The 20,959-nt window shown below is 33.4% G+C and carries 16 protein-coding genes; 2 read left to right on the top strand and 14 right to left on the bottom strand.

Annotated features, from left to right (window positions below; all coding sequences use genetic code 11):
• Positions 1-47: 47 nt before the first annotated feature.
• Positions 48-485: a DUF4268 domain-containing protein gene (locus IRZ78_RS04495; protein ID WP_194615383.1), complete on the top strand. Its 438-nt coding sequence runs from the start codon at positions 48-50 to the stop codon at positions 483-485.
• Between the two features lie 85 nt (positions 486-570).
• On the opposite strand, the gene IRZ78_RS04490 is transcribed toward IRZ78_RS04495, so the two are convergent.
• From IRZ78_RS04490 to mnmA, 5 genes are read right to left on the bottom strand one after another with little or no spacing between them, the layout of a single operon-like run.
• On the bottom strand, positions 571-2,739 hold the full coding sequence (locus IRZ78_RS04490) for a T9SS type B sorting domain-containing protein (protein ID WP_194615382.1): 2,169 nt from the start codon (positions 2,737-2,739) through the stop codon (positions 571-573).
• 30 nt (positions 2,740-2,769) lie between these two features.
• Positions 2,770-3,180 carry a hypothetical protein gene (locus IRZ78_RS04485; RefSeq protein WP_194615381.1) on the bottom strand — a complete coding sequence of 137 codons (411 nt, stop codon included), beginning with the start codon at positions 3,178-3,180 and terminating at the stop codon, positions 2,770-2,772.
• A gap of 20 nt (positions 3,181-3,200) precedes the next feature.
• Positions 3,201-4,145, bottom strand: a complete 945-nt coding sequence (locus tag IRZ78_RS04480; protein ID WP_194615380.1) for a nitronate monooxygenase — start codon at positions 4,143-4,145, stop codon at positions 3,201-3,203.
• A gap of 12 nt (positions 4,146-4,157) precedes the next feature.
• Positions 4,158-5,759 (bottom strand): S8 family serine peptidase, encoded by a 1,602-nt coding sequence (locus IRZ78_RS04475; RefSeq protein WP_194615379.1) that lies wholly within the window; start codon positions 5,757-5,759, stop codon positions 4,158-4,160.
• 45 nt (positions 5,760-5,804) lie between these two features.
• Positions 5,805-6,992 carry a tRNA 2-thiouridine(34) synthase MnmA gene (mnmA, locus tag IRZ78_RS04470; protein WP_194615378.1) on the bottom strand — a complete coding sequence of 396 codons (1,188 nt, stop codon included), beginning with the start codon at positions 6,990-6,992 and terminating at the stop codon, positions 5,805-5,807.
• A 143-nt stretch (positions 6,993-7,135) separates the two neighbouring features.
• Here mnmA and IRZ78_RS04465 point away from each other — a divergent pair, with 143 nt between their 5' ends.
• The gene (locus IRZ78_RS04465) at positions 7,136-9,013 is read left to right on the top strand and encodes a PEP/pyruvate-binding domain-containing protein (protein WP_194615377.1); all 1,878 of its coding nucleotides are present in this window, start codon (positions 7,136-7,138) and stop codon (positions 9,011-9,013) included.
• On the opposite strand, the gene IRZ78_RS04460 is transcribed toward IRZ78_RS04465, so the two are convergent.
• The 9 genes from IRZ78_RS04460 to IRZ78_RS04415 form a co-directional block, all read right to left on the bottom strand.
• Positions 9,014-9,571, bottom strand: coding sequence for a DUF4956 domain-containing protein (locus IRZ78_RS04460; protein ID WP_194615376.1), 558 nt, complete (start codon positions 9,569-9,571; stop codon positions 9,014-9,016).
• Positions 9,572-9,680: 109 nt separating this feature from the next.
• Complete coding sequence (locus IRZ78_RS04455) at positions 9,681-10,727, bottom strand: tetratricopeptide repeat protein (protein WP_194615375.1); 1,047 nt, start codon at positions 10,725-10,727, stop codon at positions 9,681-9,683.
• Between the two features lie 66 nt (positions 10,728-10,793).
• Entirely contained in the window at positions 10,794-11,510 is a 717-nt protein-coding gene (locus IRZ78_RS04450; RefSeq protein ID WP_194615374.1) for a hypothetical protein, read from the bottom strand.
• A 101-nt stretch (positions 11,511-11,611) separates the two neighbouring features.
• Positions 11,612-13,513 carry a membrane protein insertase YidC gene (gene yidC, locus IRZ78_RS04445; RefSeq protein ID WP_194615373.1) on the bottom strand — a complete coding sequence of 634 codons (1,902 nt, stop codon included), beginning with the start codon at positions 13,511-13,513 and terminating at the stop codon, positions 11,612-11,614.
• Positions 13,514-13,593: 80 nt separating this feature from the next.
• On the bottom strand, positions 13,594-15,207 hold the full coding sequence (locus IRZ78_RS04440) for a CTP synthase (protein ID WP_194615372.1): 1,614 nt from the start codon (positions 15,205-15,207) through the stop codon (positions 13,594-13,596).
• Positions 15,208-15,800: 593 nt separating this feature from the next.
• The gene (locus tag IRZ78_RS04430) at positions 15,801-16,211 is read right to left on the bottom strand and encodes a DUF4190 domain-containing protein (RefSeq protein ID WP_194615370.1); all 411 of its coding nucleotides are present in this window, start codon (positions 16,209-16,211) and stop codon (positions 15,801-15,803) included.
• An 857-nt stretch (positions 16,212-17,068) separates the two neighbouring features.
• Entirely contained in the window at positions 17,069-17,305 is a 237-nt protein-coding gene (locus tag IRZ78_RS04425) for a DUF3820 family protein (RefSeq protein ID WP_194615369.1), read from the bottom strand.
• A 180-nt stretch (positions 17,306-17,485) separates the two neighbouring features.
• Positions 17,486-19,414, bottom strand: a complete 1,929-nt coding sequence (gene nagB, locus IRZ78_RS04420) for a glucosamine-6-phosphate deaminase (protein WP_194615368.1) — start codon at positions 19,412-19,414, stop codon at positions 17,486-17,488.
• Between the two features lie 26 nt (positions 19,415-19,440).
• Positions 19,441-20,820, bottom strand: coding sequence for a sugar MFS transporter (locus IRZ78_RS04415; protein WP_194615367.1), 1,380 nt, complete (start codon positions 20,818-20,820; stop codon positions 19,441-19,443).
• Between the last annotated feature and the right edge of the window lie 139 nt (positions 20,821-20,959).

The following is a 20,959-nucleotide window of genomic DNA, read 5'->3' as shown; positions in this document are numbered from 1 at the left end:
TTTAGAAAACGCGTTTCTACAAGCTTTCTAAAATCAAAGCCATAAAAATGTACAGTAAAGAAGAATCACAAAGAATAAAAAGAGAATTTTGGGTGGCTTTCGCCGAAAAATATCCTCGTAAATGGGTATTGTATGATACCAAGATTAAAGATTTCTCTTTTAAGTTTTTTGTAGACAATAAAAAAGCCCAGGTTTTAATTGATATCGAACAAAGAAGCGACGAGAAACGTAATGCTTATTTTGAAAAATTAGAAGCTTTAAGGAATATTCTCGAAGAAGAATTTATTAAAGATTTAGTTTTCGAAAAAAACTACACGCTTGAAAGCGGTAAAACCATCAGCCGAATCTGGACCGAAATACAAGGAGTAGGTTTCAGCAACCGCAACAATTGGGATACTATTTTTGATTTCTTTTTCGAAAAAATGAATGCTCTGGAAATGTTTTACCTGGAATATGATGATTTCATTAAGGATATTGAATCTTAAAAGTTACTAAGATACTGAGATACTAAGACACTAAGTTTTTATATAGCAAACCCGACAGTTTTTTGAAACCTGTCGGGTTTGTTTTCTATCTCTTTAATGAGAAATGCCCTTTTTTTATGATGCCATTTTCTAATATCAATTGAAACCAGTAATCTGAAGAAGGCAACGGTTTTTGATTATAATTTCCATCCCAACTGCCATTTTTTCCTAATATTTTCACAAGTTTACCGTATCTATCAAAAATATGGATGCTATAGTTTTGGTCTTCTAATCCCGTAATTTCCCAAGTGTCATTGTATCCATCTCCATTTGGCGTAAAAAACTTTGGTATAACATAATCTTCTTTTAATTCGCAATCTAAACTATTATTAGAAACATTCAAATGTATCATAGAATTAACTGTACATAACGTATTAACATCTGTAACTCTAACCCTTATTTCTTCATGATTTCTAGTTGAATTCGTATAGGTTTCATTTATTTTATAAGTAATATCATTTCCATTCTTATCAAAATATACAAAACTATAAAGGGATGGATTCACAACTAAAAAAGAACTAATCTTCGACAAATTGAAGGTAGCATAACCTGTACCATCAGAATCACATTCATTAAAATCCGGAATTGTATTCAAACTAAATCCAAGTTTAGTTTTCAATTCAATACTAGTTTCTTCGTAGCAACCCGGATTATTTTTATTTTCAACCTTAACATTAATTATTTCATTAAAAGGATATTTATTCGCATAATTAGCTGGCAAAGGAGACGGAAGAAGATTTCCTAACTGATCCTTATAAGAGAAGACAAAATTATTAGGATTTTGAACTAAGTCATTCTCAATTCCCGACACATCAAAACCCGAAGAAAAACCATTTCCTAAATCAGCACAAGATGTTAAAGCCGGAATAATATTTAATATTGGCTTTTGTGTATTTAAATAATCATAGGGGTTAAAAATATATGTCGCTCCAGCATAACCCACATAATTTTCACCATTTGAATCTAAAGCATCCCAAAATGCTCCTATAAATAAATCATCTTTATATAAAGAAATTGAGCAAGCAAACCAATCACTATTACGTTTGATATTCGATTGCACAGTTTGATACTCATCCCAGACATTGTCTGCATCTTTTTTAAACATATACACACGCCCAAAAGATTTTGATAAATTCCCGTTGATATCATACTCATATTCAGTAGTTCTCACAGCTATCTGATCGTTATAAATTTCCATTCTGTTACCAAAATTAAAAATTTTAGCAGAACCATCTGCGGCTCTTATTTTCTGATGACCTGTCCATTCTGCGTTTGTATTTTTCCTGAAAATATATACAGAACCCAGCATCGTTAAAGGTCCGCCCCCGTCTCCACTTAAAATTGAATCATAATCATCGTCACCCGGGGCTGCGATCATAATTCCGTTTTCATTAATTCTTACAATCTCTCCAAACCTGTCCTGCAATCCTCTAAAATCGTATGCTGTTATTTTTTTAATTTCCCGCCACGTATTAGCATTTGTATTTTTTTCAAATACGTAAGCTGCTCCTGCCCAATTAGAGCCTTCTCTATTGGCTCCAATAACAATTGTGTTTTCATAAATAGCAACAGAATTGCCAAAATTATCTCCTGTTTTTCGGTCACTAGCTGTAATTTTTTGCACTAATCTCCAAACACCATCATCACCTTTAAAAAAAATGTAAGCCGCTCCGGAATATTCTAAATAATTATTAGAATTACTATCAGTACTATTATAGTACGCCCCTACTACCATAAAATTTCCTGAAATAGCAATTTCAGATCCAAAATTGTCATTTAAAGAATTTCCAATTCTTGGTATTTTTTGGGTGAAAATATATTGATCATTGCTATCTCTCTCATACATATAGATTGCATTCCCGTCAGAAACAGCAGGATCACAACCTGCAATTGCTAGAATTTTATCTTTCATAGATAATCTGGATCCAAAGCCGCAATAATTCCTAGCATCAGGATGTGAAAGCTCTTGATACATCGTCCATCCATCGCAGTCTTGTTTTGCTACGTATACTTTACCAGCATTTTCAACACCGCCAATATCAACTTGATTAGCACCGTAAGCGGCATATCCATCATAAGTTCCTACCGAAAGTCCAAAACCGTTATCTACTGCCCTAATCGGCTCTACAACTTTGAAGTTTTGTTTCCATTGTTGAGACAAAACAGACGATACAATAAAAAATAATAAAAGTGTAGTGTAGTTTTTTATCTTCATAGTTTACAAAAAGTCAGCAATAATGATTAGCTAAACACTAAAAATATTATACAAAATAATATGATTATCATAGTTTATATAAAGCTGTTTACGGTAATCTTGCTTTTTGCGGGTAATGATTGAAAGTTTGCATTCTTTGCCGTCATTATCTTTACACATAAAAGAATACACAATATCAGTATCATTTTCTTCGCGTTCGATGTAATCCAGAATTTTAAAAAGCTGTATTTCCTGCGAGTATACTACAATTCTATGTTTATTGGTATCCAGAACTACTGATAAATTGACCAGATCAAGATTTGACCATTCGCCCCATTTTCCCCTTTCATTTTTTTCTAAAACACTAAATCCCGAAGTTTTAAATTGATAAGTCTGACCGTAAGCTTGTTGCAAACAAAGTCCTAAAAATAATAGTAATATATAGGTGCGGATAGAATTCATATTGTATTTGATGCAGATAATTAAAACTCAAATTTAGCCTTTTCCTGACGAGCAATTTCGAATTCGTTGATCATTTGTTGAATAATTTTTTCTACAGGCAATATTTCATGAATTAATCCTGCAATTTGTCCAATTTCGAGTTCACCTTCTTCAAGATCGCCTTCAAACATTCCTTTTTTTGCTCTTGCTCTGCCTAAAAGCTGTACTAAATCTTCTTTGGATGGGCATTTTTCATACAATTCCTGAATATCATTGTAGAACTTATTTTTAATCAAACGAACCGGAGCTAATTCTTTCAATGTCAATTGTGTATCACCTTCTTTTATCTTAACTATCGTTTCTTTGAAATTATTGTGTGATGAAGATTCTATCGATGCCGCAAAACGGCTTCCTACCTGAACACCATCTGCTCCTAAAATCATCGTAGCAAGCATTCCGCGTCCGGTTGCAATTCCGCCGGCAGCAATAATCGGGATCTGGATTTTTTCTTTCACCATCGGAATTAAAGTCAGCGTTGTGGTTTCATCACGACCATTGTGCCCGCCTGCTTCAAAACCTTCTGCAACAATGGCGTCAACTCCGGCTTCTTGTGCTTTTAAAGCAAAAACGCTACTACTCACCACGTGTATAACTGTAATTCCTTTTTCCTTTAAAAAAGAAGTCCAGGTTTTAGGATTTCCTGCCGAAGTAAAAACAATTTTCACCCCTTCTTCGACCACAATATTCATGATCTCTTCGATATTGGGATATAACATCGGAATGTTAACCCCAAACGGTTTATCAGTCGCTTTTTTACATTTTTGGATATGTTCCCTTAACACTTCCGGATACATTGATCCGGCGCCAATTAATCCTAAACCTCCAGCATTACTCACTGCCGAAGCTAATTTGTAACCACTATTCCAAATCATTCCGCCTTGAATAATTGGATATTTTATATTGAAAAGCTGTATAATTTTATTCATTAAAAAATGCTATTATTGTTTGATTATTTTTCCTGTTCTATGTAAGCCATCAGCATCAAAAGTATAAAAATAGAGTCCGCTTTTTAAGGCTTCTACAGAAAGAATAGGATTTTGATCGGTAATTTGTTTCTCAATTATTTTCTGCCCTAAAACAGAGTAAACTGAAACGGAAGCCATACTGCTTTCAAACAAAAACGAAACTATAGTTTGCGCCGGATTAGGAAATACAGAAAAAACAGAAAGTGAAGTTTGGTAATTTTCTACACCTAATGTCGATCCGAAATTTGGAATTCCGTAACCATAATTATTATCAGGAGTGGTATATCGATCTGAAGATTGCAGCACCATTTCCCTAATTTGTTTATTTGTTTTTGATGGATAAGCCTGCCACAAACAAGCTATCATTCCTGCTAGGATCGGGCAAGAAAATGAGGTGCCATTTGTAGTAGTAATATTTCCCGTAGTACCTGAAACAACAGCACCAGTTCCCTGCGCCATAACATCTGGTTTAATTCTTCCGTCATAACTTGGCCCTATAGAACTAAAAGTAGATTTTGTTTTTGAAGCTGTAACCGATCCAACAGTAATTACAGAAACCGCATCGGCCGGACCTCCAATATGAGGCTCTGAAGCATTTCCTTCATTTCCTGCCGAAGCCACTACTACTATTCCTTTGCTAAAGGCAATTTCTGCACCACGCGAAATAAAATTCGTAGTCCCATTCATATCGCTATATGTATGGCTATAATTTGGATTATCAAACTCAAAATACCCTAATGAAGTGGTAATAATATCTACTCCCAAACGATCGGCTTCTTCGGCCGCTTCGACCCAATATGATTCTTCTACCGGATTTTCTGCAGGATCATATTCTGTAATAAATAAGTAATAAGACGCATCAGGAGCAGTGCCTATTAATGCATTTTCCTGATAACCTCCCATAGTCGAAAGCACCATTGTGCCATGATCATCACCTGTGTAGAAATTAACACTTCTATTCACAAAATCATAACCACCTAAAATTTGATTATTATCAATAAGTTTTTTGAAAGGCTGGGCAGTATTTACACCCGGAAAACCAGCATCCAAAACAGCTATTATTTTTCCTGAACCTGCATAATTTTGCTGGTGCAGAATCTGACCATTGAGCATTTGAATCTGGTTTGCAGAAGATCCGTAGTTATAGTTAATCGTTGTTTTGAGCTTCTCTTTTGATTGAGCAACCTGGTTTTCTGAAACTTTTTTAGATGTCGTATTGAGGTTTTTATTCGCAAAGACTACTTTATCTACAAATGATAATGCTTCTAGCGACAAAATATTGGTTTGAGTTCCGCGAATATGCAGCGCATTCAACCATTTCGATTGTGCCATTACAGTAATTCCTGCATTTATTTTTACCTGATTTATATAGGATAATTCTAAAGGAACATCGGTAAGATTTAAAGGAATATTTTGATTGGTTCTTCGATCCAGCGCACGTTGCGTAAGCATCGTTAATGGATTATCTAAATACGTTTGCGCACTTGGCTTGTCCTTAAAATATATCCACGCATCTTCTTGCGAAAACATCACAGAAGAAACCAACAATAAAAGAAACGTAAAATAGTATTTCATAATTTACTTTTTTAAAAGGCAAAACCTTCGTAAAAAAGTATAAAGCTATGAAATTACTCCCGAACCAACTAATTCATTATCGAAATACCAAGCCGCAAACTGACCTTCAGTAATTGCTGATTGTGGCTCCTCAAATTGAACGTACATTCCGTCTTCGAATTGGTGTAAGGTTGCTTTTTGCAAAGGCTGACGGTAACGAATTCTTGCCATTACTTCCATAGTTTCACCAACTTGTAAAGCCAGATCAGTACGAATCCAGTGTACTTCAGATCTTTCGATAAACAACGCTTTTTTAAACAAACCTGGATGTTGACTTGTTAGACCTGTATAAATAGTATTGGTTTCAACGTCTGTAGCGATAATAAATAACGGATCAGTTGTTCCACCCACATTCAAACCTTTTCGTTGTCCTACCGTAAAATAATGTGCGCCTTGGTGCTTACCAACAACTTTACCCATTGTTGGCAGATAATCGCGCTTTCTGGCTTCTAATTTTAATTCTTCCTGCAATGATAATCCGTCAGGTTTTTCGATAGCATAAATAGGATCATTTTTATCGATCTGAACAATTTTACCCTCTTTTGGCTGCAATTTTTGTTGCAGGAATTCCGGTAAACGAACTTTCCCGATGAAACATAGTCCTTGTGAATCTTTCTTTTCGGCAGTTACCAAGTCCATTTCAGCAGCGATTTCACGCACTTCAGGTTTTGTTAAAGCTCCAATTGGGAATAAAGATTTCGCCAACTGATCTTGCGACAATTGACATAAAAAATACGATTGATCTTTGTTGTTGTCAGCACCGGCAATCAATTGATAAACTGGTTTACCGTCAACTTCAATTTCATTTTTTTGACAATAATGTCCTGTCGCTACATAATCTGCACCAAGACTTAAAGCAATTTTCATGAAAACATCAAATTTGATCTCGCGATTACAAAGTACATCAGGATTTGGAGTTCTCCCTTTTTCGTATTCGTTGAACATATAATCAACGATTTTTTCTTTGTACTCTTCGCTTAAATCGACAGTTTGAAACGGTATTCCGAGTTTTTCAGCTACTAATAAAGCATCATTACTATCTTCTAACCAAGGACATTCATTAGAAATAGTAACCGAATCATCATGCCAGTTTTTCATAAAAAGGCCAATAACTTCGTATCCTTGCTGTTGCAATAAATAAGCAGCAACACTCGAATCTACTCCACCGGAAAGTCCAACAACTACACGTTTCATTCTAAATCGTTTATATTTTTACAAGGGTGCAAAGATAAGTCCTATTTTTGATAATAGCGGTAGTTTTGATTAGTTTATATAATGACGTGGTAGATAAAACTTATTGCTTTTTTTAATTACTTTTAATGATCAATAAAAATTTTATGCAAAGATACCTCTGTAGCTTTATTTTCTTATTTATCATAACTTCTTTGAGCGCACAAAGATATAGCGCTACTTTGTCTAATTATGAAGCTTATAAAGCCTTTAGAGGCAAACCGTTATCAGATAAATTTTCGAATATCGAATCGGTAAAAATTGTCTATGATCTAAAAAAACAAAAAATGTACTACTTCGATAGTACTTTGATTCCGCTACATTATGATTTTGTCACCAACTACTTAAGCTACAGTCAGGATGTCGAAATTTTCAATAATGAGAATTACAGTGACACAGATAAAAACAGAACCTTTTTATTAGGTAACCTAAACCATATTAAAGGAACCGACAAATGGATTTTCGAATTGGCCGCTTCAGATCATATGCCAATTGCTCTGATTGAACGATTTTATAATTTAATCGTGCAATCGACTTTTATAGGTCCTAATTTGAAATTCTATTTGAATAATCCTGAAAAAATGGAATGGTTTCAACAGAATAAATTTAAAATTCCGTGCGTGAAATCTGATTTTATTTTTAATGAAATAACCTATCAGGAAGTCGTTTCCGGAAATAATGTCGGAATCCTGAAACAATACAAACTGAAAGATCTCGAAAGTACAAAACCAAATTCTGACGAAATTATAATTGTAGACGGAACGCCTGATATTTTGCCTAACGTAAGAGGGATAATTGTAAACGAACTTCAGACTCCGTTAAGCCATCTGGTGCTTTTGGGCAAAAACAGAAAGATTCCGATTATGGCTTATACCAATGCTTTAAAAGACAATAACCTTAAAAAATTAATGGGTAAAAAAGTTGAACTAAAAATTGAAATTGATACCTTTTTCGTCAAAGAAACCAATAAAAAAATAACGCAAAAAACTAATACAAAAAAGAAAAAGCTCACTATTGATACCACTATAACTACTATTGTCGATTTAAGTAAAATACCTAAAAACGGAATTAATTATATTGGTTCAAAAGCACAAAACCTAGCGTATTTAATTGCAATTTCTAAAGATATCCAATTCAAAACACCGGAAAATGCGCATGCAATTCCTTTTTATTTTTATATAAAACATGTTCAAAGCAAATCGATTTCGCCTTTGATTAATGAACTTTTAGCGAATACGCATAAAGATTCTGCTGTATGGGTAAAACAACAATTGAAAAAAATCAGGGATGCGATAAAAAAAGAACCTATTAATCCTCAATTAATTGCAAAACTAAATGAGACTTTTAAAAATGCGTCCTTTAAAAACTTCAGATTTCGCTCCTCGACCAATGCCGAAGATTTAGATGATTTTAATGGAGCCGGTTTATACGATTCAAAAACCGGAATTGTAGGTGATAGTATAAAAACCTTCGAAAAAGCGATTAAACAAGTCTGGGCCAGTGTTTGGAATGATGCTTCTTATGGGGAAAGAGAACTTTTTGGTATTGATCAAAAAAATATTGCTATGGGAGTTTTAGTACATCGTTCTTTTCCCGATGAGCTTGCTAATGGTGTGATAATTACGAAAAATATTTTCCGTAAAAACTTTCCGGGTATTACGGTGAACATTCAAAAAGGAGAAAACTCAGTTGTAAAACCAGAAAAAGGAGAAGTCTGCGAGCAATTTGTGGCGTATCATTTTAATATGGGAACTGATGATGACGATTTTGATGTCGACTATACTTCGAATTCTAATTTAAATAATAACGAACCTCTATTGAGCCGTAAAGAAATGAGCCGGCTTTTTCTTGTAAGCCAAAAAATCGAAGCTAAGATGTATCGTTACTGGAAAAAAAACCGCTTTCATCCCGTTGATATTGAATTTAAAATTGTAGGCGAAAACAGGGATTTATACATCAAGCAGGCTAGACCTTTCAACGAATAATTAGTAGTAAACTAAAAGATCAATTTCATTAGAAACTGTATTGATCAGAACAATTTTAAAATCAAAATCTTCTACGTTTATTTTTTGCTGAATAGTTTTTCTAATATTTTGATTGTTTAAAGAAAAGTCGCCTTCTAAAGGAATCTTCACATCAACCACATTCAAATATTTAGATATTTTTTTACTGACCAAAATAGAAGCAGCAATATAAAATCCGATAATAATTAATTGAAAAAACAATAATACTTCAATCTTTTCATACGGATACATGATATCTAAAATCGAAAGTGTAATCGTTGCGAAGAGAAAAATGATAGCATTTACAGTAAATGATTGTGTCCTAAATCTTAATATGGAGAAAATCGCAAATAATCCAAATCCAATCCCCACTCCTATTTCAATTTTGGTAAATAAATAACAAAGCGAAAACGTGCAAAGACCAACAATAACCATCAACGGATTTATGGTTTCGTTATCTTTTCTGTTAGAAAAAAAATACAAAACCAGAATTGAGAAAAACAATAAAAGAAATCTTCCTGAAAGTTCGCTTAAATCCATTGAATCAAAATATTAGTCAATCAAATTTAGAAAAAAGTTTACCACGAATTGCACGAATTTTCACCAATTGATCTTGCCAGCTTTTTTTTAACCTAAAATATATTATCTATTAATTTTTCCAATTATAATCTTTAGACCAATTATAAAACTTATCTAATTCAGATTGATTTTTTTTATGCCATTTCGCAACATCTTCACTACCTGAATCAACATATGCGATATAAGCAAAGGCCTCAATGAATTTTTTATTTTTCATTTCTATAAAATAGGGCGCAAAATTTTCCCAGTAAAAACCAAAATTATCATTTTTTGTCTCTTGAAGTGAAGAACAAATAACTTCAAACTTTCTGATAAAATTTTCAACTTCAGTTTTTTTAGCATTTTTTTTATCAAAATCTAAACCTGAAGCCATTGACAGAATCAAATCTGCTTGTGAAAAATCATTTTCTTTCTTTGAACTGGTAGAATCAGATAGCACATTAGAATTAATATTTATTGTGATCGATTTTTTACCAGTTTGTTGAATTCCCTGTGCCAATAATTTTTTTATATTTTCAAGGTTCTTCGTAGATCGCGATGTTTGAGGTTCCACTATTAAAAATCTTGAAAAAGCCAGGATTGCAGGAATTCTATTATCTTTCATTTCCAGAATTCCAATAGCATTTAAAGAACCCGCATGTCTGGGATTAATAAGAAGAGATTTTTGAAAACAAAGAATTGCTTCATTATATCTATTACTATTAGTATAGCAGATTCCTTTATTAAACTGTAATTGATAATAATTTGGATATTTCTGAATTCCTTCCTGATAAATAGCTAGTGCCTCATCAGTCTTTTTAAGATGATCTAATGCATTAGCATAACTAACATATACATTCTTAAGATCTTCGTTCGAATGGGTTAAAATAGCATGTTTAGAAACCTCTATACATTCAACATACTTACCTGCCGAGTTTAGTGACATGGCTTTTTCAGATAATGCGAGCAAATTGTCTTTATCTACTTCTAAAGCTTTACTATATTTATCAATTGCCGCGCTGTAGTCCCCTTTATCATGAAGGACAACACCTTCATTTATTAGTTTTTCTGCATCAGACTGATTTTGTGCATAAGCACTTGAGATAAATAAAAATAATAGTAAAGTTTTAAGTTTCATAGATTTTAATATTTAGGCCATAAACTTAAGTATTTAAATTAAAAAATAAGTTTATAAATAAAAAATCTAATTCATTTTAGGTTTAGAATCTACCTGATAACTACTTTTTGGATCGCTCATGTTGACTTCTTTGGTTAATTTACCTTTTAAGTAAAACTGCCACATGTTTGCTTTTTTTCCGTTTACAAATTTTCCTTTTGATGCTACAACTCCATCTGCGTCGTAAAAAACAGCTTCGCCGTTGTATTCATTATTTTTATAGGTCGTTTGTTCTAAAAGAGTTCCATTTTGTCCGTATTTTTTATAGATTCCTTCTTTCGAACCATTTACGTAGTTTGTTTCTTCGGCAATTTTCGAGTTCGGATAATACACGGTTCTTAAACCTTGTAATTTGCCGTTTTTATAGTTTTCAAGTGTCATAAGCGCTTTTGAAGCTTTATGATAGTACTTCCACTCTCCTTCACGGGATTTACCAATTTCTTTTCCTTCGCTTACTTTATTTTTATTCTGATCATAAAAAATAGTATACGAACTTCCGTCATTAGCAGTAAAATCGCGTGTTGCTACAACATCACCTTTTTTAGTATCATCAAAAAACTTGAATACACCGGTTTCTTTTCCGTGATCGAAAGTTCCTTCATAACGCGGACGTTTAGAAACTTCGTAAGTACCTTTCCAAACACCATCTTTTTTTCCGTTAGCATCTGTTTTATTAAAATCCTGTGCAGATACCAGAACCGCGTTTAAAAAAAGTAGTCCGACTATTATTTTTTTATAAATCATTGTAATTCAATTTTAAGCTTTAACGAAATTCACTTTAATAAAGTATATTTCAAAAATAAAAAAATCCCGACGAATCGAGATTTTTTTTTATAAATAACTTATTATTTTTTATTCTGTTTTTTTGCAGCTTCCTGTTGTTCCATCACTTCCTGAAGACGTTGCTGAAACTTACTTTGCTTTTTAGGCTCTTTTAATTTATTCTCCTGAATCTGAGCGTGAATTTTATCTGTATCAACAATATAATTTTTGATTACAAACATAATTCCGATTGTGATTAAGTTGGAAATAAAGTTATACAAACTCAAACCTGCACCGTAACTATTAAAGAAAATTAACATCATCAATGGCGAAACATAAATCATGATTTTCATCATTTTTGCCATATCCGGCATACCTTCTTGTTGAGGCGCTGCCATTTGCTGATCTCCCGAAGTCATTTTCATATAGAAGAAAATTGCTATTGCTGCCAAAATTGGGAACAAACTGATGTGATCTCCATACAAAGGAATGTGGAATGGTAATTTTACAACAGCATCAAAAGAAGATAAATCGTCTGCCCAAAGGAAACTTTTTTGTCTTAACTCAAAAGCCGACGGGAAGAACTGGAATGACGCATACATAAACGGAAGCTGAATCAATGCCGGAATACATCCTGCCATTGGGTTTACCCCTGCTTTGTTGTACAATTTCATCGTTTCCTGCTGTTTCTTCATCGGGTCTTTTTTGAATTTTTCTCCCAACTCTGTAATCTCCGGACGTAAAACTTTCATTTTTGCCTGAGACAGGAATGATTTATACGTAATTGGCGACATAGCAATTTTGATGATAATCGTAAAGATGATAATCGCAATTCCGTAAGGAATAAATGAAGCTAAAAATCCAAACAAAGGAATAAAGATCCATTTGTTGATCCATCCGAAAATTCCCCAACCTAATGGAATAATTTTTTCGAAATTTTTATCGTATGATTTTAATACTTTATAATCAGCAGGTCCAAAATACCAACTCATTTTATAGTCAACTTCCCCATTAGTAAATGCTAAAGGAACATTTGCTTTAAATTGTTTCGTAAAAATAGTATCAATTTTTTCATCTTTTACTAAGTTCTCAGAAACCAAATGTGCTTTTTCAAAAGAAGTATTAGTTTGTAAAATTGTAGTGAAAAAATGTTGTTTAAAAGCAACATAATCTACTTTTTCAGGAGTTTCTTCTTTAAGAGCACCTTGACCTACATAACTTTCTTTCCCATCCTGATAGCTGTAATAAATTTCAGCATAACGATTCTCATAAGAGATACTTTTCTCATTTCTGAAAGTTCTTAAATCCCATTGTAAATCTAATGGTTTAGAAGAATTCAAAACTTTATTCAATCCTTGAGAACGAATATCAAAACCAACCAAATATTCATTCGATTTTAATACATACTTATATTCTAAAAATTCGTTAGCACCAGCTTTCAAACGCATAGTCAATATCTGATCTGTACCGTTTTTAGTAAGCGTTGGCTCAAAATACAGATCTTTAGAATTTAAAGTTCTGTTATCTGTCGTTTGTAACTGAATGTTTAAATTAGAATTATTGTCTTTGATTAATTCTACTAATTGTCCGGAATTTTTCTCAAATCTCTTAAATTCTTTCAAAGTAGCTTCAACTATATAACCACCTTTGTTAGCAATTTTTAGTTTTATCTTATCGTTTTCGATAGTTGTAAAGCCTTCTTTAGCAGAAGGAAGTGTAGCTGAATAAGCAAAACCACCTAATGTTTTTTGCAATTGCGCTAATTGAACCGTGTCTCCGGGAGTTGTTGCAGCAACTGGCAAAACAGCTGTTTTAGTTTTATTACCTTTTGCTTGTGCCTCTTGTTTGGCAACTAATTCTTTCTTGGCTTTTTCGGCAGCAATTTCTTTATCAGAAGGCTGGTTTTGGTACATAATCCAAACCAAAATTCCAAATATCAATACAAAACCAATGATTGAATTAAGATCAAATTTTTTTTCTTCCATTATAATTTAAAAAAGGTTATTCGTTAAAGCTATTAGTAATGAGTTAAACTCAAAAGTTACAGCCTTTAGAATATTAATTATTATTTTTTATGCGCATTTACCGCAGCAGCCACAAAATTTACAAAAATTGGATGTGGGTTTGCAACTGTACTTTTATATTCAGGATGGTATTGTACACCAATAAAAAACGGGTGATTTTCAAGTTCTACAATTTCTACCAAACCTGTATCCGGATTCACTCCTGAAGCCTTTAATCCAGCTTTTTGCAATTCATCGGCATATTTATTATTGTACTCATAACGGTGACGGTGACGCTCTGAAATAGTCGTTTGTCCGTATATTTTGTGCGCTAAAGTGTTTGGTTTAATATCACATTTCCAAGCACCAAGACGCATTGTTCCACCTTTATCTGTAACTGTTTTTTGCTCTTCCATTAAATTAACCACCGGATGAGGAGTTTTCTCGTTCATCTCTGTAGAATTGGCATCAGCATAACCTAAGATATTTCTGGAATATTCGATAACTGACATTTGCATTCCTAAACAAATTCCGAAAAACGGAATATTGTTTTCACGTGCAAAACGAACTGCCTCGATTTTTCCTTCGATTCCTCTTTCTCCAAAACCAGGTGCTACTAAAACTCCGTCAAGAGGTCCTAATTTCTCTTCAACATTATCACTGTTAATATGCTCTGAATGTATAGAAATTACGTTTACTTTGGTTTCGTTTGAAGCTCCGGCATGAATAAACGCTTCTAAAATAGATTTGTAACAATCCTGCATTTCTACATATTTCCCAATCAAACCAATATTTACGGTATGTTTTGGATTTTTCAATCTGCGTAAAAAAGTATTCCAGTTTTTCAAATCCGGCGCTGCTTTTTTAGGTAAATCTAATTTCTTTAAAGCCACAACATCTAATCCTTCTTCAAGCATTAAATTTGGAACTTCATATATTGTTGAAGCATCAATAGACTGAATCACCGCTTCTCTTTTTACGTTGCAAAACAACGCTAATTTATTACGCAATTCATCAGAAAGCTCATGCTCAGTTCTACAAACCAAGATATCAGCTTTGATTCCGCTTTCCATCAATGTTTTTACAGAGTGTTGCGTAGGTTTTGTTTTTAACTCACCTGCAGCAGCCAAATAAGGAACTAAAGTTAAATGAATAACAATTCCGTTATTTTCTCCTAATTCCCAAACCAACTGACGAACAGACTCTATATAAGGTAGAGATTCAATATCACCTACAGTTCCACCAATTTCAGTAATTACAATATCATAATCGCCGGATTTACCCAACAATTGCATTCTGTCTTTGATTTCGTTTGTAATATGAGGAACAACCTGAACCGTTTTTCCTAAAAATTCTCCTCTTCTTTCTTTTTCAATTACCGAAAGATAAACTCTTCCTGTAGTAACGTTATTCGCCTGAGAAGTAGGAACATTCAGGAAACGCTCGTAGTGTCCTAAATCTAAATCTGTTTCTGCACCATCATCTGTTACATAACATTCTCCGTGTTCGTACGGATTCAACGTACCCGGATCCACATTGATATACGGATCAAATTTTTGAATAGTTGTACGATACCCTCTGCCTTGTAACAATTTTGCTAAAGATGCCGCGATAATTCCTTTTCCTAGTGAAGAAGTCACACCGCCTGTAACAAAAATATATTTTGTTTGATTCATTCTGTTGTTGTTTGTATGTAGTTGTGTAAAAAACTTGGCAAAAGTACAAATTTAATTAGATATTTTGCCAATTAGAGAATGAGATAATTTGCAAAATTTTAATTAGAACGATTAGATGATTTCGTAATCGATAATTTTAACTTTGAATTGGATGTTTTTTTGAATATTACCCTGTTAATTTTAAGTTTTCAGATGATGACAAGATTATAAAATGAAAAGATAAACATCATAATACTCAAGAAAATATCACCAATCAGTATTCTTTTACAATTAGACAAACGTATTATCTTATTGATAATAAAACGCATAACTAACTGAATCAGAAAAAATGAAAAGATTTTTATACTATAAGGATTGTAAGGGATTGCCTCATTAAAGTTCAATCTTAATATTTGAGCAAAGGCTCTTGTTAAACCGCGGCTTTTACAATAAGCCAACGGCATTCCTTCGCAGGTGGAATGGAAACCAAAGTTTAGAAATGGCATTGTAAAGCAATAAAAAAAGATAAACATGATTATTACAATAAAAATCATGTTTATCTTTTTATAAGAATCAATTTCGTAAGAAGATTTTATTTCCACAAAAGAGATTTGTTATTTTGTTTCTTCTACTTTTATAGTATCAGTTGCTATTTCTACATCATTTAGTGAATCTTGTATTTTTACAGACTCTATAGTTGCAGAATCGATGGCATTAGTAATTTCATCTTTATGAGACATTACAGCAGATCCTATAGAACCTACTACAACTAATACCCATATAATAACAAAAACTGTTGCTGCGCACCCTAAAATCAAACCTGCTAATGGCATTGTAGTTGAAGCTTGTTCCCTTTTTGCCTGAGACAGACCAATTGCTCCAAAAATTATTGCAAGTACTCCAAAAATTACGGCAATAAAACCAAAGCAAGGAATAAATGCTGCAATAAGACCTACGATTCCTAAAACTAAGGCTGCAATACCCATGCCCTGACCTGCATTTGACGGTTGTTTATAATCTTCCATATAGTGTTTTATGTTAATTATTACAAAAATAGAAAAACACTTATGCGAACAACGAACAATACTTCAAAGTTATTAACAAATAAATTAAAAAGGGATTTCTTGTTATTTTTAATAATCAAAGTCTTTTTACTAATCCCAAAATGACAAAGCTCCAATAATAAGACCATAAACTAATACGAGAATTACTGAGAACACCAATGCAACGATTCCCAAAATCAAACTTATTTTAGCTAATAAAGTTGGACAATTTGCATTTTTTGCCCTAAACAAACCAACTGCCGCAAAAATTACAGTTAGAAGTGAAGTAACTAGCGCCACCACATTTATACAAGGAATGAAAGCTACTATAATAGAAATTATTCCTAAAACTAAAGCCGCAATACTAAAATTTTCACCTGAGTTTGAGGTTTTAAAACTGTTTTCAATTTAGTTCTTCATGTTAATTTTTACAAAAATAGAAAAACACTCAGAGGAGTAATAGAGAATACTTGAAAATTACTAACAAAAAAATCAAAAAGGATTTCCAGTTATTTAAAAGATTGGAACATTAGGCATAAAAACTTGCTGAATACTTGCAATTGAAGTAATTTTTGACATAAAAAAAATATTATAATTTTAAAACATCGGCTTGTACACATTTAAAAATTCAGTCTTGAATTCTGTGGTGCCAATTTGTTTTTAAAAATTATAATATTTTTTTATTTAGTAAATATTATAATTTCAAAATATTGACTTGTACACATTTGTAAATTCAGTCTTGAATTCTGTGGTATCAATTAGTTTTTAAAAATTGTAATATTTTTATATATCAAACTTAAATAAAAAAATCGAAATACCAAAAGGTTTTTCTTACTATTTTATTTTAAAGGCTTAGGATACTGCTTTTTAATGTTTCGAATCAATTCCTCCAGCCCATTCAATTTCAATTCGTAAACAAGTGCCAGCTGTTGCCCTAACTCACCATTAGGAAACCCTTTATTATGATACCAAACAACATAATATTCCGGTAAATCGATTAAAAATCGTCCTTCGTATTTCCCGAAAGGCATTTTGGTGTGGGCTAATTTTATGAGAAGTTTTTTGTCTGATTCCATTTTTTTAAAGAAAAAAAGAAGCAAGAGGAAAGAATATAGACTCATTCTTTCTTCTTGCTTCTATTGAATGCAAAGCTATTATTATTTTTATTCTTTTGCCACAGATTAAAACAAAGTTTTCAGTCTCAGTCACAGTTTTCAGTTTACAACTGACTGTTTACTGGCACTGAAAACTGAGACTTAGTAATGCCATCTCACAAAAGCTTCCATAGCCGCGTACGTTGCCAGACCTAATTCCTGGTACAAAGCGGCAGTTTCGGCATTTCTGTCTTCGGCTCTTTGCCAGAATTCCCGGGCATCAGTTCCCTGAAAAACAACACCATCTTTTTGCGATTGGTGTTTGAAGATTCCGTGACGTTTTGCAAAAACCTGATCAGGACTCATTGGTACCGCCATTTCAACTTCGTCGATTCCCCATTCCTGCCAAGCTCCACGGTACAACCATAACCAGCAATCATTCATAAACGATTTTGGTTTTAAAGCTTTTACCGCTTCAAAAATAGCATCAAGACAAACTTTGTGCGTTCCGTGTGGATCTGCTAAATCTCCAGCCGCGTATATTTGGTGTGGTTTGATTTTTTCGATTAAATCCATCGTTAGTTGAATGTCTTCCTGTCCGATTGGTTTTTTCTCGATTGTTCCGGTTTCGTAGAAAGGCAATTCCATAAAATGAATCTGATCATCTGTTAAACCAACAAAATGACTTGTTGCTCTCGCCTCACCTTTTCTTATTAATCCTTTGATATAACGAACTTCAGGAATATCAATTTCACTGTTCTTTTTATTCTCTAAAAAGGTTTGTGCTTTTTGGTAAATATTGTCTGCCTCAGCACTTTTGATTCCGAATTTTTCATTGTAATCAATTACGAATCTTGCAAAACGCAATGCTTCATCATCTGCTACAGCTATATTTCCTGAGGTTTGGTATGCCACGTGCACTTCATGTCCTTGCTCTTGCAAACGCATAAAAGTTCCTCCCATACTGATGATATCATCATCAGGATGCGGGCTAAAAATTAATACACGTTTTCTGGCCGGTTCTGCTCTTTCAGGACGGTTAGAATCGTCTGCATTTGGCTTTCCGCCTGGCCAACCCGTGATTGTATTTTGTAATTTATTGAAAATCTTAATATTGATATCATACGCCGGACCTGAATCAGCTAATAAATCGCTCATTCCGTGCTCGATATAATCAGCATCAGTCAACATTAAAATTGGTTTTTTAAGCTGAAGCGCTAATCCTAAAACCGCTTTACGAGTCAGTTTATCTGTCCATTCTACTTTTTCTACCAACCAGGGTTTGTTGATTCTTGTTAGTTTTGAAGAAGCTTCTTTATCTAAAATAAAAACAGCATTGTTGTGCTCTTGCAAAAATGAAGCTGGTACTCGATTCGTAACTTCATCTTCTACAGATCTTTTTACCACATTTGCTTTTCCTTCTCCCCAAGCCAATAAGATCACTCTTTTAGCTTCCATGATTTTTTTCACTCCAAGTGTGATGGCAGTTCTTGGTGTATTACTCAACCCGAAGAAATCTTTACTTGCAGCAACTCTTGTGATATGATCTAAAGCAACCAAACGTGTTTTAGAGTTCTGTAGCGAACCCGATTCATTAAAACCTATATGTCCGTTACCACCAATTCCCAGAATCTGAAGATCAATTCCGCCTAAAGCTTCAATTTTAGCTTCGTATTCGTGGCAATAATCTGCGATTTGTTCTTTTGTTAAAAGTCCGTCGGGTACATGAGCATTTTCAGGTAAAATATCAACGTGATCAAACAGCAATTCTTTCATAAAACGAACATAACTATTGATTGAGTTTGGTTCCATCGGATAATATTCATCCAGGTTAAAACTAATTACGTTTTTAAAACTCAAACCTTCTTCTTTATACAAGCGAACCAATTCAGCATACAATCCTTTTGGAGAAGAACCAGTTGCAAGCCCTAAAATGCAAGGTTTACCTTCTTTTTGTTTGGATTGAATTAAAGCTGCAATTTCCTGCGCTACTGCTTTTGATGCTTCGCCAGAATTTTCGAAAACCACCGTATTGATGTTTTCAAATCGTTTCTCGAATCCTGTCGCTTTGTCTATTTTACTTTTTAACATGATATAGTTTTTTTTAATTCCTCTCGTTACATTTTCCAACTACGATATTTATGACCTTTTATAGCGTAAAAAAGAATCATCAAATAAGATGGTAATAATATTAAATAGGCAATCTGATTGCCGCTTTTTGAAATTTCAGCAGTTCCGCTTGCAATATTCGATGCGTTTATATTTTCTGTGATCAATCCGTAAAACAAAGGAAAAACTGCTCCTCCTATAATACCCATGATCAAAATTGCACTTCCAATTTTAGTGTATCCTCCTAAATCTTCCAACGCCATTGGCCAGATTGCGGGCCAGCACAATGCATTTGCCAAACCCAATAATGCTACTAAAAGTATCACAACCGGTAAGTTTGGAATTCCAGGCAACTGAAACATTATTTTTGGCGAAATAAAAACAATTGCCAAAACCAAAATTACACCTAAAACTCCGGATGCCTTTAAAGCGGTTACCTGCGAAAGATATTTAGGTATTAATGTGATTCCTAATATATACCCCACCACCATTGCTGACATTGTGAAAGAAGTTAATTTTAAATAAAAATTTCCTTCTGTTCCATATACTCCTAATTCTTTTCCGAAAGCTCCTATAGAATCTCCGGCTAAAACTTCGGCAGACAAATACAACATTAAAGTGATTACTCCTAAAACCAATTGAGGGCGTTTGAACGCATTTCTCATTTGTTTAAAAATACTCAAATGTGTCACATTTCCTTCTTCATCCAAATCAATTTCAGGAAGCGGCGATAGCTTTACCAAAAGCGCCAAAACCATTATAATTAATCCCATATAAAGGTAAGGTCTTTGCAATTGCAATGCAAGAGAATTTAAAGCATTTGATTTTGAAACCGAATCCAGCAATGCTATTTTATCTGCTGTAAACTCCTGCATATTAGACAAAACCAAAGCAGTTAATATCAATGGGGCCACAAATCCGGCTAGTTTATTTGCAATTCCCAACACACTAATTCTGGCTGCGGCACTTTCCCTCGGGCCAATTACGACCACATACGGATTTGATGCTGTCTGCAAAATTGCCAAACCAGTTCCCATTACAAATAATGCAATTAAAAACAGTAAAAAAGTTCGGCTTTCGGCAGCGGGATAAAACATAAATGCGCCCGCAGCAATGATCAATAATCCTAACGAAATACCATTTTTATACCCTACTTTTTCGATGACCCATGATGACGGAATTGCCATTACAAAATAAGCTATGTAAAAAGCAAAAGTTACAAAATAAGCCTGAGAAGAAGTTAACTCGCACGCTAATTGAAAAAATGGAATTAATGGACCATTGAGCCAGGTTACAAAACCGAGAATAAAAAATAATGCGGTTAAAATGACCATCGGAATAATGGTACTCCGTTTTTCTATTTGTAATGCGCTTTCAATGTTTGACATAATTTTTTGGTTGATTATTAATAGATTAGTTATTCTTTCTATCTAAAATAGCATCAACACTTTTGCAAATATATTGCAATTAAAATACAATTTAATGCATTTTTTTTGCAAATTTAAAACAAAAGTACTCTAATAAGTT

The organism is Flavobacterium sp. CSZ (assembly GCF_015350725.1).
Lineage (GTDB): Bacteria > Bacteroidota > Bacteroidia > Flavobacteriales > Flavobacteriaceae > Flavobacterium.
This window is presented reverse-complemented; position numbering and strand designations above follow the sequence as displayed.

Bases quoted from the DNA above. Each gene is read 5' to 3' on its own strand.
- IRZ78_RS04495 (WP_194615383.1), top strand. From the start codon at position 48: ATGTACAGTAAAGAAGAATCACAAAGAATAAAAAGAGAATTTTGGGTG.
- IRZ78_RS04490 (WP_194615382.1), bottom strand. From the start codon at position 2,739: ATGAAGATAAAAAACTACACTACACTTTTATTATTTTTTATTGTATCG.
- IRZ78_RS04485 (WP_194615381.1), bottom strand. From the start codon at position 3,180: ATGAATTCTATCCGCACCTATATATTACTATTATTTTTAGGACTTTGT.
- IRZ78_RS04480 (WP_194615380.1), bottom strand. From the start codon at position 4,145: ATGAATAAAATTATACAGCTTTTCAATATAAAATATCCAATTATTCAA.
- IRZ78_RS04475 (WP_194615379.1), bottom strand. From the start codon at position 5,759: ATGAAATACTATTTTACGTTTCTTTTATTGTTGGTTTCTTCTGTGATG.
- mnmA (WP_194615378.1), bottom strand. From the start codon at position 6,992: ATGAAACGTGTAGTTGTTGGACTTTCCGGTGGAGTAGATTCGAGTGTT.
- IRZ78_RS04465 (WP_194615377.1), top strand. From the start codon at position 7,136: ATGCAAAGATACCTCTGTAGCTTTATTTTCTTATTTATCATAACTTCT.
- IRZ78_RS04460 (WP_194615376.1), bottom strand. From the start codon at position 9,571: ATGGATTTAAGCGAACTTTCAGGAAGATTTCTTTTATTGTTTTTCTCA.
- IRZ78_RS04455 (WP_194615375.1), bottom strand. From the start codon at position 10,727: ATGAAACTTAAAACTTTACTATTATTTTTATTTATCTCAAGTGCTTAT.
- IRZ78_RS04450 (WP_194615374.1), bottom strand. From the start codon at position 11,510: ATGATTTATAAAAAAATAATAGTCGGACTACTTTTTTTAAACGCGGTT.
- yidC (WP_194615373.1), bottom strand. From the start codon at position 13,513: ATGGAAGAAAAAAAATTTGATCTTAATTCAATCATTGGTTTTGTATTG.
- IRZ78_RS04440 (WP_194615372.1), bottom strand. From the start codon at position 15,207: ATGAATCAAACAAAATATATTTTTGTTACAGGCGGTGTGACTTCTTCA.
- IRZ78_RS04430 (WP_194615370.1), bottom strand. From the start codon at position 16,211: ATGGAAGATTATAAACAACCGTCAAATGCAGGTCAGGGCATGGGTATT.
- IRZ78_RS04425 (WP_194615369.1), bottom strand. From the start codon at position 17,305: ATGGAATCAGACAAAAAACTTCTCATAAAATTAGCCCACACCAAAATG.
- nagB (WP_194615368.1), bottom strand. From the start codon at position 19,414: ATGTTAAAAAGTAAAATAGACAAAGCGACAGGATTCGAGAAACGATTT.
- IRZ78_RS04415 (WP_194615367.1), bottom strand. From the start codon at position 20,820: ATGTCAAACATTGAAAGCGCATTACAAATAGAAAAACGGAGTACCATT.